Annotated in this window: 8 protein-coding genes; 5 read left to right on the forward strand and 3 right to left on the reverse strand. The window is 61.2% G+C overall.

The window, feature by feature from the left end; genetic code table 11:
- Positions 1-146 precede the first annotated feature (146 nt).
- A protein-coding gene (locus tag PSH76_RS10685; protein ID WP_193791350.1) for an IS3 family transposase occupies positions 147-1699 on the forward strand; the annotation gives its coding sequence in 2 pieces (ribosomal slippage) (positions 147-609 and positions 609-1699; 1554 coding nt in all).
- Between the two features lie 702 nt (positions 1700-2401).
- On the opposite strand, the gene PSH76_RS10690 is transcribed toward PSH76_RS10685, so the two are convergent.
- Positions 2402-3337: a LysR family transcriptional regulator gene (locus PSH76_RS10690; RefSeq protein WP_032896586.1), complete on the reverse strand. Its 936-nt coding sequence runs from the start codon at positions 3335-3337 to the stop codon at positions 2402-2404.
- A gap of 151 nt (positions 3338-3488) precedes the next feature.
- On the opposite strand from PSH76_RS10690, the gene PSH76_RS10695 reads away from it, so the two are divergent.
- Entirely contained in the window at positions 3489-4718 is a 1230-nt protein-coding gene (locus PSH76_RS10695) for an acyl-CoA dehydrogenase (protein ID WP_032896588.1), read from the forward strand.
- Positions 4719-4850: 132 nt separating this feature from the next.
- Here the strand turns inward: PSH76_RS10695 and PSH76_RS10700 are convergent, their stop codons facing one another.
- Both PSH76_RS10700 and xthA read right to left on the reverse strand, forming a co-directional pair.
- Positions 4851-6182: a phosphate ABC transporter substrate-binding/OmpA family protein gene (locus PSH76_RS10700; protein ID WP_305494060.1), complete on the reverse strand. Its 1332-nt coding sequence runs from the start codon at positions 6180-6182 to the stop codon at positions 4851-4853.
- 532 nt (positions 6183-6714) lie between these two features.
- Positions 6715-7527: an exodeoxyribonuclease III gene (xthA, locus tag PSH76_RS10705; RefSeq protein WP_032896590.1), complete on the reverse strand. Its 813-nt coding sequence runs from the start codon at positions 7525-7527 to the stop codon at positions 6715-6717.
- A gap of 167 nt (positions 7528-7694) precedes the next feature.
- Here xthA and PSH76_RS10710 point away from each other — a divergent pair, with 167 nt between their 5' ends.
- The 3 genes from PSH76_RS10710 (at position 7695) to PSH76_RS10720 (ending at position 13817) form a co-directional block, all read left to right on the forward strand.
- Entirely contained in the window at positions 7695-8339 is a 645-nt protein-coding gene (locus tag PSH76_RS10710; protein WP_305494061.1) for an N-acetyltransferase, read from the forward strand.
- 64 nt (positions 8340-8403) lie between these two features.
- The gene (locus PSH76_RS10715) at positions 8404-10131 is read left to right on the forward strand and encodes an autotransporter assembly complex family protein (protein WP_305494062.1); all 1728 of its coding nucleotides are present in this window, start codon (positions 8404-8406) and stop codon (positions 10129-10131) included.
- Positions 10131-13817, forward strand: a complete 3687-nt coding sequence (locus PSH76_RS10720; protein ID WP_305494063.1) for a translocation/assembly module TamB domain-containing protein — start codon at positions 10131-10133, stop codon at positions 13815-13817. Before PSH76_RS10715 ends, PSH76_RS10720 begins: the two co-directional genes overlap by 1 nt.
- Positions 13818-13873: the final 56 nt, after the last annotated feature.

Here is a 13873-nt window from a genome sequence, read left to right on the forward strand (position 1 = left end):
AGCACACGGTAACCACGATGCGAAGCGAGCCGCTCTTGATCTTGCTCTTGATCTGCTTTTGATCTTAAGCGCCCCCCCCGGTGTCAGGGTAGTTGTCGTGTCCCCCGCTTTTTGAAAAGCATTCCGGGGGCGGCAAGAGTATGGTCATGCCTTTCTATTCAGAAGAACGTAAAGCTGCGCTGCTGAAAATGATGCTTCCGCCCCTGAGCCTCTCGGCGGCGGAGGTCGCTCGGCGCGAAGGTTGTAGCGATATGTCTCTCCATTATTGGCGCAAACAAGCTGCCGCCAGAGGAACGCAATTGTCCGATGCCAAGCAACCGGCCGAAAATTGGTCAGCCGAATCCAAGCTGGCGATCATCATAGAAACAGGTTCGCTATCGGAACTGGAAATCGGTGAGTACTGCCGACGAAAAGGTATTTTTCCCGAGCAAATAACCGATTGGCGCAACGCTTTTATTGCCGGCAGCACGAAACAGTCAACCGCGAAAACTGCAAGCTCCGGACAGTCACGAGATGATAAAAATCGTATCCGTGAACTTGAACGTGAGTTGCGCCGCAAAGATGCAGCCCTGGCTGAAACAGCGGCTTTACTGGTACTACGAAAAAAGCTCAATGCCTACTGGGGGAGCGACGACGAGGCCACCTGACCTTGTTGCCAGAACGGTATTTACTCGTTGATTGGCTTAATGAAGCCATTCTGGCGGGCGCCCGCAGGGCGCCTGCTTGTCAGGAGGTAGGCATTTCACTGAGGACGCTGCAACGTTGGAGCTTGCCGCAAGAACTCTTGGCAGATGGACGCACGACGACGCTCAGGCCGATACCGAACAACGCGCTCAGTGAGCTTGAGCGACAAGGCATCGTGACGCTGTGCAACAGCAAAGCTTACGCGCACCTCCCGCCAAGCCAGATCGTGCCGCAATTGGCCGATGAAGGAAGATATGTAGCCTCGGAGGCGACTTTTTATCGTGTGCTGCATGCGGCAGGTCAGCAGCATCACCGATCCAGAGCCAAGCGACCGCATCGCCATGAGGCACCGACCACTTACGCAGCGACTTCAGCTAATCAGGTGTGGTCATGGGACATCACCTACCTGCCGTCCCCGGTTCGCGGGAAATTTTACTATCTCTATCTGATCGAAGACATCTACAGCCGAAAAGCCGTGGGCTGGGAAGTTTATGAAGCCGAGAGCGGGGAAAAGGCGGCAGCGTTGCTGCAACGAAGCGTGACTCAGGAGAAGTGTTGGCGCCAGCCGCTGGTGCTTCACTCGGACAATGGTGCACCAATGAAATCGGTGACGTTACTGACCAAGATGTATGACCTGGGCATCACGCCGTCTCGCGGTCGACCACGGGTTAGCAACGACAACCCGTACTCGGAATCACTGTTCAGGACACTGAAATACTGCCCGCAGTGGCCACAGGCAGGGTTTACCAGCCTGGATGATGCGCGTATCTGGGTGAGGAATTTTATGACCTGGTACAACACCGTGCACCGTCATAGCCGGATCCGCTTCGTAACACCGGCTCAACGTCATGAAGGAAAAGACCGAGAAATCTTGGCTCGTCGAGATGCGATATACCGGCAGGCCAGAGAGAAAAGACCGGAACGATGGTCAGGAGAGACACGCAACTGGAACCCTATCGGGACGGTGTATCTGAACCCCGAAAGGGAGCTGACCGTGGTAATAAAAATCGCGTAGCGCGACGGTGGACGCGACAACTACCTTGAAAAACGCCGGCCCCGTTAAACCACGCTGGCCGGAATTCGACAGGGATTTGGGGGGTAAACCGGCAGGGATGCCGGTTTAGCCGCCCCGCGCCATGGATGGCGCGTGGCGGCGGCCCCCCAAATCACTGGCGGATTACGGGCACACCGAGCCTAGGCGAGGTGCCGAGTGGTGGGGCAAGAGCGTTTTGCTTACTTTTGCGCTGTTCAAAAGTGAGCCGCCGTCAGGGCGGAACCCTAGGTGGCCGTTACCGCAGCAATGGATATGTACACGGTCCAACGGTGTTGACTGTCAGGCCGTCTTCGCAGGCAAGCCAGCTCCCACATTTGGACTGCGGCGCGTCAGGTAGATAGGCGTCGGCTGGGAGGCCGTCTTCGCAGGCAAGCCAGCTCCCACATTTGGACTGCGGCGCGTCAGGTAGATAGGCGTCGGCTGGGAGGCCGTCTTCGCAGGCAAGCCAGCTCCCACATTTGGACTGCGGCGCGTCAGGTAGATAGGCGTCGGCTGGCAGGCCGTCATCGCAGGCAAGCCAGCTCCCACATTTGGATCACGGTGCGTCAGTTAGATCAGCGTCGGCTATCAGGCCGTCACGGGAGCAAGCTCCCTCGCCACAGGTTCGGCGTCCTACCGAAGTTGTGTAGATACCTATGCGCTCACAGGGGTAGCCCTTCAACTTCAAGCCTGTTGTTTATCCAACTTCTTTTCCTGGGCCGTCACCTGCTGGCACAACTCGATCATCTGTTCACGCATCCAGCGGTTCGCCGGGTCCTGGTCGGTGCTCTCGTGCCAGTACAAATGGGTTTCCACCGGCGGCACGTTGTTGACCGGCAGATGGAACCAGTGCAGTTCATGGCGGCGGGCGAAACGCTCGGGCACGGTCATCACCATGTCGGTCTGTTGCAGCACCTGGGAGGCCATCAGGTAATGCTGGGAACGCAGGGCGATCTTGCGCTGGATGCCCATCTTGCCCAGGGCCAGGTCCACATAACCCAAACCGTTGCGACGGCTGGAGATATGAATGTGGGTCAGTGACAGGTAATCATCCAGCGTGAATTTGTCCTTGCCCGCCATCGGGTGGCCCTTGCGCATGGCACACACGTAGCGGTCTTCCATCAGCTTGACGTGGCGCACCTGCGGGTCGGTGTTGAGCGGCGCATCCACGGCAAAATCCAGGCGCCCGGCCGCGAGTTCCTTGGTGGTTTCGCGGCGTTTGGACAGGAAGCTCTCGATCACCACCGTCGGCGCCAGCCGACGCAGGCGCTGGAACAGCAGCGGCAGGATCACCGCTTCGGTCAGGTCGGTCATGCTGATGCGGTAGGTCTTGGCCGCCTGCTGTGGGTTGAAGATGCGGCTTTCCTGCACCGACACGCGCAGCAACGACAACGCATTGCGCACCGGGCCGATGATGTTCTGTGCCATGGGCGTGGGCACCATGCCTTGGGCGGTGCGCACGAACAGCGGGTCGTTGAAGGTCTCGCGCAACCGTGCCAGGGCGTTGGACACCGCCGGCTGGGTGATACCGACGATCTGCCCGGCGCGGGTCAGGTTGGCTTCGGTGTAGATCGCATCAAAGACGATGAAGAGGTTGAGATCGACCTTGCTCAGATTCATTTCGTTGCGCTCTTATTGTGAGGTGCCCATGCGCCGATCATATATCGGTGATGAATGTTAATACACGCCGAGAATAGGCTAGGTAAATTATCAGCGCTGTTCTAGCATCGAATGCATGACCTAAACAACCTCTCAGAGAAGGGAGCTGCTCATGGATTTCGCCTATTCGCCCAAGGTTCAGGAACTGCGTGAACGCGTCACTGCGTTCATGGACGCTTATGTCTACCCGGCCGAACCGGTATTTGAACGCCAAGTCAGCGAAGGTGATCGCTGGCAGCCCACGGCAATCATGGAAGAACTCAAGGCCAAGGCGAAGGCCGAGGGCTTGTGGAACCTGTTCCTGCCGGAATCCGAACTGGGCGCCGGCCTGAGCAACCTTGAATACGCACCCTTGGCGGAAATCATGGGCCGCTCGTTGCTGGGCCCGGAGCCGTTCAACTGCTCCGCCCCGGACACCGGCAATATGGAAGTGCTGGTGCGCTACGCCAACGAAGAACAGAAGCAGCGCTGGCTCGAACCCCTGCTGCGCGGCGAGATTCGCTCGGCCTTTGCCATGACCGAACCGGATGTGGCGTCCTCGGACGCCACCAACATGGCGGCCCGCGCCGAACGCCAGGGCGACGAGTGGGTGATCAACGGCAAGAAATGGTGGACGTCCGGTGCTTGCGACCCGCGCTGCAAGATCCTGATCTTCATGGGCCTGAGCAACCCCGATGCTCCACGCCATCAGCAGCACTCGATGATCCTGGTGCCGGTCGATACCCCAGGCGTGAAAATCCTGCGGCCGCTGCCGGTATTCGGCTACGACGATGCGCCTCACGGCCATGCCGAAGTGCTGTTCGATAATGTGCGTGTGCCGTATGAAAACGTGTTGTTGGGCGAAGGCCGTGGCTTCGAGATCGCCCAGGGCCGCCTTGGCCCAGGCCGTATCCACCACTGCATGCGTTCGATCGGCATGGCCGAGCGCGCACTGGAATTGATGTGCAAACGCTCGGTCAGCCGTACCGCGTTCGGCAAGCCCTTGGCACGGTTGGGCGGCAATATCGACAAGATCGCCGACTCACGCATGGAAATTGACATGGCTCGCCTGTTGACCTTGAAGGCGGCGTACATGATGGACACCGTGGGCAACAAAGTGGCGAAAAGCGAAATCGCCCAGATCAAGGTGGTGGCGCCGAATGTGGCCTTGAAGGTCATCGATCGCGCGATCCAGATGCACGGCGGCGCCGGGGTTTCCAACGATTTCCCGCTGGCCTATATGTACGCCATGCAACGTACCTTGCGCCTGGCCGACGGCCCGGACGAAGTGCACCGCGCGGCGATTGGCAAGTTTGAGATTGGCAAATATGTGCCGCGGGAATTGATGCGCGGTGGGCAGTAACACTGATGATCGTTCCCACGCTCTGCGTGGGAACGCCTCCCGTGACGCTCTGCGTCACCCTTTCAAGAACGGACGCGGAGCGTCCAGAGCGGCATTCCCACTCGGAGCGTGGGAACGATCTTCACTCAAGCCTCAGTACACCCACACCTCCACCCGCCGATTCTTGATCCGCCCCTCATCCGCCGTATTGGCCGCCACCGGCATCTGCGCGCCAAACCCGCGAATATCCTTGAGCACCACGCCGCTCTTAGCCAGCTCCCGGCGCACTGCCATCGCCCGCAATTTCGACAACAAGGCTGCACGTTGTGGGTCATTCTTGGTGTCGCCAAACCCCACCAGCGTCACCTGTTTATCCAGCTTGCCGTGGCTTCTGATATAGGCCACCACCCGCTGCACATCCTGGCGCGCCTTGTTGTCGAGGCTGGCGCTGCCCTCGTCGAAGCGAAAATTCACTGTCAGTCGCTGAGCGTCACGGGCGATGGCCTGGTAGTCGTCGGGCATCGACGGGCGCGGCGCCACGCCAATCGCTTGCACCTGCTGGGCGATAAAGCCATTGGCGGCCACCATCGCCTGGCCCTGGCTGCCTTGGGTAAAGTCCACCAACGCCTTGGCCCACGGGTTGGGGGAAGAGGGCGGCAAGTAGAAGAACAGCCGGCGTGACAGCGGGTAATCTTCGGTGGCGATCAGGCTGGTCAGCGGCAACATGGGTTGCGAGTCGCCATCGGCAATCGCCACCGCCTTGGCCTGGCGCACAGAGGGCAGGCCGATAAAGCCGATGCCTTGCGGGTCCTGGCTCACCGCATCGGACAGCTGTTCGCTGGATTCAAAGCGCTTGGCCGACGGCGCGAGCGGTTGGCCGCGGCGGCTCAGCACCAATTCCCGGAAGGTGTCGAAGGTGCCGGATTGATCATCCCGTGCATATAAATGAATGGCCCCGCCTGTACCGCCCAGTGCCTCCCAGGTGCTGACTTCGCCGTTGAAGATCTGCGCCAATTGCTCGGTGTTCAGGGTACTGAGCGGGTTACGCGGGTTGACGATGATTGCCAGGCCATCGATGGCGATCACATGCTCAGCGCCTGGGCTTTTCAAGTCACCTAAGGGGGCGAGGTCCATCAGTTCGCTGTCTTTGATCGGGCGGGAGGCTGCGGCGAGGTCGGCGCGGTTGTTTTTCAGCGCCGTAAAGCCGGTGCTGGAGCCGTGGGCCGCCACCTCGATGGTGACTGTCTGGCCTTGGCGTGTCTTGCCAACCACGCGCTGTTCATTGGCCCCGGCACCCGCTTCAGCGTGTACGTCCTGCAAGCCCTGATGCTCCATCAAACCCTTGGCCAGCGCCGGGCCGAGTGCTGCGCCGATGGTGTTGGAGCCCTGGATGCGCAGGGCCGGGCCTTGGTCGGGAATGGGCAGAGGGGCCGCCACGGCGGGGAGGGCGATTGCAAAATACAGGAACAGAACGCGCAGCATCATGCCGGCACCTTCTCAAGCCAAAGGGAGTGCCGCAAGATTAAGTCAGTTGGATTGCAGCCATATGACCGACACAACACGGTTCAAGCTGTGGGAGCTGGCTTGCCTGCGATGGCGGCCTGGCAGTCAACACGGTTGGATGGTGTATATATCCATTGCTGCGGTAACGGCCGCTTAGGGTTCCGCCTGACGGCGGGTCACTTTGGAAGAGCCCCAAAGTAACCAAAGGGCTCTTGCCCCACCACTCGGCACCTCGCTTGGGCTCGGTGTGCCCGAACACAGGCTTGAATCCGTGGGCCGCCGCCACGCGCCATCCATGGCGCGGGGCGGCTAACCCGGCGTCCTGCCGGGTTACCCACGAATTCAAGCCTGCGTTCGGCCAGCGTGGTTTAACGGGGCGCCTGAGATCAAGATCAAAAGCAGATCAAGATCAAGAGCGGCTCGCTTCGTATCGTGGTTACCGTTGAGCGCTACAGAGCTGTGTAGATACCTATGGCAATCGCAGGCAAGCCAGCTCCCACATTGGGCCGTAGGGTCAGCTCAGCTCCAGCCAGATCGGCGCATGGTCTGACGGTTTCTCCAACCCGCGCAAATCGTAATCCACCCCGGCATCCTTGACCCGTGGCACCAAACCAGTGGAGGCCATGATCACGTCGATGCGCAGCCCGCGCTTGGGCTCGTCCTCAAAGCCACGGCTGCGGTAATCGAACCAGCTGAAGCGGTCGGTCACGTCCGGGTTGAGGTGGCGGAAGCTGTCCACCAGGCCCCAGCTCTTCAGGCGCTCCATCCACTCGCGTTCTTCCGGCAGGAAGCTGCACTTGCCGGTTTTCAGCCAGCGCTTGGCGTTGTCGGCGCCGATGCCGATGTCGCAGTCTTGTGGGGAAATGTTCACGTCGCCCATCACCACCAAAGCCTGGTCGTTGCTGAACTGGGTTTCCAGCAGGTGCTGCAAGTCTGCGTAGAAGCGCTGCTTGGCCGGGAACTTGGTCGGGTGGTCGCGGCTTTCGCCCTGGGGGAAGTAGCCGTTCATGATGGTCACCGGCTGGCCGTTTTCATCGGCGAAGGTGCCCCAGATAAACCGGCGCTGGGCGTCTTCTTCATCGCTGGCAAAGCCTTTGTGCACGCTCAACGCTTCTTTGCGCGAAAGCAGCGCCACGCCGTAGTGGCCTTTCTGCCCGTGGTAATACACGTGATAACCCAGGGCCTGCACTTCGGCCAGCGGGAACTGATCATCGTGGACCTTGGTTTCCTGCAGGCCGATCACGTCCGGTTGATGCTTTTCAATCAGCGCCGCCAACTGATGAGGGCGAGCACGCAGCCCGTTGATATTGAAGGAGACGATTTTCATGGTCGGCAGTCCAGTCTGGCAAAAGGGCGATGCTAGCCGACAAGTCGGACGGGGGCCAGCGTGGCGGTAGGGTGAATGCGCTGCTAATGTGGGAACGACTGGTGCTGTGTAGGTTCGTACCCATAAGAACGCCATCTTTTTCAGTGGCGCCCAGGGAGATTGACTGTATGCCTGAGACTTCGACTGCCGAAATCCGCCTGCTCAATAGCGGCTACTCCCGTGAAGCGCGATCCCTGCTGTACCAGGCGTATCGCCATGAGCCGACCTTCGCCTACATCTTCGAAGCCGAGCGGCCGGGCTATGAACAGCGAGTACGTGCCACGGTGCGCGAACTGGTCAAGCAGCATTTCTTCCAGAAACTTCCGGCCATCGGCCTGTTCGTCAACGACCGGCTGATCGGTATCGCCTTGATTGCACCGCCCCAGCGGCGCCTGGGCATCACCGAAAGCTGGGCCTGGCAAATCCGTATGTGGCTGAGCACCGGCGTGCGGGGTACGCGGCGTTACCTGGAATACCATCATGCCGTCATGGCGTGCCTGCCCACCGCGTCTGTGCATGTGCTGCCGCTGCTGGGCATTCATCCGCAGTTCCAGGGCAAGCACCATGGTGAGCAGTTGCTGGAAGCGGTACACAATTGGTGTGCCGACGACCCGCATTCATCCGGCGTGGTGCTCGACACTGGCAATTCCCGCTATCTGGATTTCTACAAGCGCCAGGGCTATGAGGAAATCGGCGAAGTCGCCGTAGGGCCGGTGCGCGAGCATGTGTTTTTCCATCCCAATCCCCAGGCGTTACATCCTGCAACGGCTTAGAACAGAATTATTCAGACTAATCCGGGTTCAAAGTTCCTCCCTCGCTCGTGTAGCATCCGCGCCTATGAAGTTTCCAGGAAGATTTACCAGCGGCTTGATTCTGCTGTTCACAAGCTGCGGCGCCTTGGCGCAAAGCGAACTGGACGTGCGGATCAAACCCTCAAACGACGCGCTGAAAGCCAACATCGAAGGCTATATCGGCGGGGTGGGCGATCGTGATGAAGAAGCCTTGCTGCGGTTCAGCCGTGGCGCCGAGGAGCAGGCGCGTAAAGCCGCGCAGGCCCTGGGCTACTATCAGCCACAGATCGCCAGCGATGTGAAGGGCGGCAAGAACCCGCGCCTGACCCTCACCATCGACCCCGGCGAACCGGTGCATTTGCGCAACGTGACCCTGCGAGTCGATGGCCCGGCTGCGAACCTCAAGGCCTTTCGCGTGCCCGCCAGCGACGACCTCAAGCCCGGCGCCGTGCTCAACCACGGCCATTACGAAGACGCCAAGCGCCTGATCCAGAACCAGGCCTCGCGCTACGGCTTTTTCAGTGGGCGCTTCACCAGCCAGAAACTTGCCGTGGACCCTCAAGCGGGCGTGGCCGACATCGAACTTATTTATGACAGCGGCCCGCGCTACAGCATGGGCAAGGTCAGCTTCACCGGCGACACGCCCTTTGATGAAGAGCTGTTGCAGCGCATGGTGCCGTTCAAGCCCGGCACGCCCTATGACTCTGAACTGGTCGCCGAACTCAACCAGAACCTGCAAGCCAGCGGCTTTTTTGAAGGCGTGCGCGTGGATGCCAGCCCCACCGCCGCCACCGATGACGTGATCCCGGTGGCGGTGCAACTGGACACCCGCAAGCCGCGCACCATGGGCCTGGGCCTGGGTTACTCCACCGACGTCGGCCCACGGGGCAAAGCCAACTGGACGCGCCATTGGGTTAACCCCCAGGGCCACAGTTATGGCTGGGAAGCCGAACTGTCGGCGCCGCGGCAGAACGTCGGGCTGTGGTACGACATCCCGCTCGACCCGCCGCTCACCGACAAACTGCGCTTTGCCGGCGGCTACCAGAATGAAGAGATCGCCAACACCGATACCTTGAGCAAGCTGCTCACCATCGGCCCCGAATGGCACAGCAAGCTGCCCAGTGGCTGGACGCGGGTGATCTCCCTCAAGTACCAGCGCGAAGAATATCGCCTGGGCAATGACTCGGGCCTGAGTAACCTGCTGATGCCCGGCGTGAGTTATTCCTACCTGCGCAGTGACAACCGCATCGACCCGCACCATGGCTACCGCCTGATGTTCGACACCAAGGTCGCCAAAGAGGGCTTGGGGTCCGACACCAACCTGCTTTACGGCACGGCGACCATCAAGGGCCTGACCACTTTGTGGGATAACCACCGCTTCCTGGGCCGTGCGCAGTTTGGTGGCAGTGCCACCAATGGCTACAAATCCGTGCCGCCTTCCTTGCGCTTCTTTGCCGGTGGCGACCAGAGCGTGCGCGGCTACGAGTACCAGACGCTGTCGCCCGAGAACGATCGCGGCGACCGTATCGGTGGCCGCTACATGGTGGCATTGAGCGCTGAGTATCAATATTCCATCACCGATAAATGGCGTATCGCGACCTTCATCGACCAGGGCAACTCGTTCAACAACCTGGACTTGCCCAGCCTGAAAACCGGTGTGGGCGTCGGCGTGCGCTGGGTGTCGCCGGTGGGGCCGATTCGCCTCGACCTGGCCCATGCCCTCGAAGAACCGGGCGGCGTTCGCTTGCACTTTTCCATGGGGCCTGAGCTGTGATGCGTGGTTTGAAAATAGCGGGGCTGGCGCTGGTCGCCATCCTCGCCTTGCTGTTAGTGGCGCTGTGGTCGGTGCTCTGCACCCAGGCGGGCAGTCGCTGGGCCCTGGGCCAGGTGCCAGGTTTGAGCGTGGAAAATTTCCAGGGGCGTCTGGGCGGGCAATGGAGCGCCGATCATCTGCTGTGGCAGCAGGATGGCAGCCGCGTCGAGCTGAATGCACCGACGTTTGACTGGTCGCCCGGCTGCCTGCTGCGCATGACCCTGTGCATCAACCGACTGGAGGTGGAACAGGTCAGCCTGGCATTCGCCCCCAGTGCCGAAGAGAGCGACAGCGGGCCGATTCAACTGCCCGACCTGAAGCTGCCGGTTGCCCTGCAGTTGGGCGATGTGCGCATCGGCAGCCTGTTGTTCAACGGCAGCGAAGAACTCAAGGGCCTGCAATTGGCCGCACACTGGACCGCCGCCGGCTTGCAGATCGACTCGGTGCACCTGCAGCGCGACGATCTGGTGCTGGACCTCGCGGGCCTGCTGCAACCTACCGGCGACTGGCCGCTGAATGCTACCGGCAACCTGAGCTTGCCCTACGCCCCAGGCGGCGCCCCCTGGACGGTCGCGCTCAAGCTCGACGGCGACCTGCTCAAAACCCTCAAGCTCGACGCCGACAGCAGTGGCTACCTGCCGGCCAAGCTCACTGGCGAGCTGCAACCCCTGGTGGAACACCTGCCGGCGCAGTTGCACATCACCTCCGAATCTTTCAAACCCAGCGCGGACCTGCCCGATACCTTGCAACTCAACCAACTGGACCTGAGTGCCAAAGGCGACCTGAACAGTGGCTACCAGTTGCTGGGCAAGGCCGTGCTCCCGGCCGAAAAAGGCCCGGTGGATTTACTGCTCAAGGGCAAGGTTGACGCCAAGGGCGCGCAGATCGCTAGCCTCGACCTGACGGCTGGCGACAAGCAAAGCCTCAAGCTCAGTGCCAACCTGGACTGGCAGCAAGGCTTCAGTGCTGACGCCAAGATCGACTGGCTGGACTTCCCCTGGCATCGCCTCTATCCGGTCATCGACGAACCACAAGTGGCCTTGCACACCTTCAACGGTGAAGTCTCCTATAAGGACGGCAACTACCTGGGCAATCTCAAGGCCGACCTCGACGGCCCGGCAGGCAAGTTCAATGTGGTCACCCCCTTTAGTGGCGACCTCAAGCAAGTCTTCCTGCCTGAGCTGAAGCTGAGCGCCGGCCAGGGCAAGGCCGAAGGCCACCTGAACCTGCAATTTGCCGACGGCATTGCCTGGGACACCGCGCTGGATCTGTCGGCGCTGAACCCGGCCTACTGGGTCGCCGAGTTGCCCGGCACCCTGGCCGGACCGCTGCGCAGCAAAGGCGAGTTCAAAAATGAACAGCTCAAGCTCAACGCCGACCTGGACCTCAAGGGCCGCCTGCGTGGCCAAACCGCCGTGCTCGCGGCCAAGGCCGAAGGCGCCGGCGAACAATGGACCCTCGCCAACCTGGACATCCGCCTGGGCGATAACCGCATCAACGGCAGCGGCAGCCTGCAACAGCGCCTGGCCGGGCAGATCGACATCAAGCTGGCACGCTTGGCCCAGCTCTGGCCGCAACTGCGCGGGCAAGTCAACGGGCGTGTCGAGGTGGCCGGCACCTTGAAAGCCCCTCAAGGCAAGCTCGACCTCAAGGGCCAGCAACTGGCCTTTGCCGACAACCGCCTGCAAAGCCTCAACCTGGACGCCAACCTCGATAGCGCCCAACGCGCCAAGCTCGACCTCAAGGCCAACGGCATTCAAAGCGGCGAGACGCAAGTTGGCAACCTCACCGCCAGCGCCCAGGGCGATATCAAGAACCAGAAGGTCCAACTGGCCCTGACCGGCCCGCTGGTCAAACTGGCCCTGGCCCTGGACGGCAACCTCGACAAAGGCAACTGGCGCGGGCGCCTGGCCAGTGGCGACGTGCAAGCCGGTGGCCAGGACTGGCGGCTGCAAGCCCCTGCGAAGATCGAACGCCTGGCCGATGGCAAGCTGACCTTTGGCGCACATTGTTGGGTCTCCGGCGGCGCCAGCCTGTGTGGCGAAGACCAGCGCCTGATGCCCGAGCCGAAGCTGCGCTACCACCTCAAGCAATTCCCCCTCGACAGCCTCGCGGCGTTCTTGCCCAAAGACTTCGCCTGGCAGGGCAGGCTCAACGCCGATGTGCAACTCGACCTACCGCAAAGCGGCCCTAAAGGCGTGGTCGCGGTGGACGCCAGTGGCGGCACCCTGCGCGTGCGCGACAAAGGCCAGTGGCTGGATTTCCCCTACGACACCCTGAAACTGGAAACCACCCTTAACCCCAAGCGCATCGACACTCAGCTGAATTTCCGTGGCGGCAAGCTTGGCGAACTATTGTTGCAGGCGCAGATCAACCCGCTGCCGAACAACAAACCGATCACTGGCACCTTCAGCCTCGCCGGCCTGGACCTCTCCGTCGCGCGGCCCTTTGTGCCGATGGTGGAAAAACTTACCGGCAAGCTCAACGGCAATGGCCGCATCTCCGGCGGCTTGCTTGCGCCTTTGGTCAACGGCAACCTGAACCTGGTGGGCGGCGAAGTCTCCGGGCCGGAGTTGCCCATCAGCCTCGAGGGCCTGAACCTGCAGGCGCAGATCGCCGGCGAAAGCGTGCAGCTCAACGGCGGCTGGCACAGCGGCAAGGCCGGGCAGGGCAGCCTCACGGGGCAGATCGACTGGGGCCGCGCCCTGGTGGTTGACCTCAGCCTCAAAGGCTCGCAACTGCCGGTCACCGTGGAACCCTACGCCAAGCTGGAAGTGGCGCCGGACCTGAAGATCAGCCTCAAGGACGACAAACTGGCGATTGCCGGCAAAGTCCACATCCCTCGTGGCGACATCACCGTGCGCGAACTGCCGCCTTCGACGGTCAAGGTCTCCGACGACACCGTGATCATCGGCAGCCAGACCGAAGAGGGCAAACCGCCGATGGCCATGGCCATGGATATCGACGTGGAGGTAGGCGAAGACCAGCTCAACTTCGCCGGCTTCGGCCTCACCGCCAAGGTCCAGGGCCATGTGCACATCGGCGACAACATGGACACCCGCGGCGAGCTGTGGCTCAACGACGGCCGCTACCGCGCCTACGGTCAGCGCCTCAACGTGCGGCGTGCACGGCTGCTGTTTGCCGGGCCGCTGGACCAACCCTTCCTGGACATCGAAGCCGTGCGCGTGGTGGTCGAACCGTCCCGCACCGTGACCGCCGGTATACGCCTGAGCGGCAGCGCCGAACAGCCCACCACGCAGATCTTCTCCGAGCCGACCATGGCCCAGGAAGATGCGCTGTCATACCTGGTACTGGGCCGTTCGCGCACCAACACCGGCGAAGACAACAACATGCTCGCCGAAGCCGCCCTGGGCCTGGGCTTGATGGGCAGCGCCGGGGTGACCACGGATATCGCCAATAAGCTGGGGATTCAGGATTTTGATCTGGACACCCAGGGTACGGGTAACAGCACCGCCGTGGTGGCCAGCGGCAAGATCAACGAGAAGCTCAGCTTGCGTTATGGGGTAGGGGTGTTCGAACCGGCTAACACCATTGCCTTGCGCTACCTGCTGAGCAAGAAGGTGTACTTGGAAGTGGCCACGGGCGTAGCGAGTTCCCTGGATATCTTCTACAAGCGCGATTTCTAAACCTTGCCCGATCAAAAAATGTAGGAGCGAGCTTGCTCGCGAAAAACGTCAACGAT

Source organism: Pseudomonas sp. FP215 (assembly GCF_030687795.1).
GTDB lineage: Bacteria > Pseudomonadota > Gammaproteobacteria > Pseudomonadales > Pseudomonadaceae > Aquipseudomonas > Aquipseudomonas salmasensis.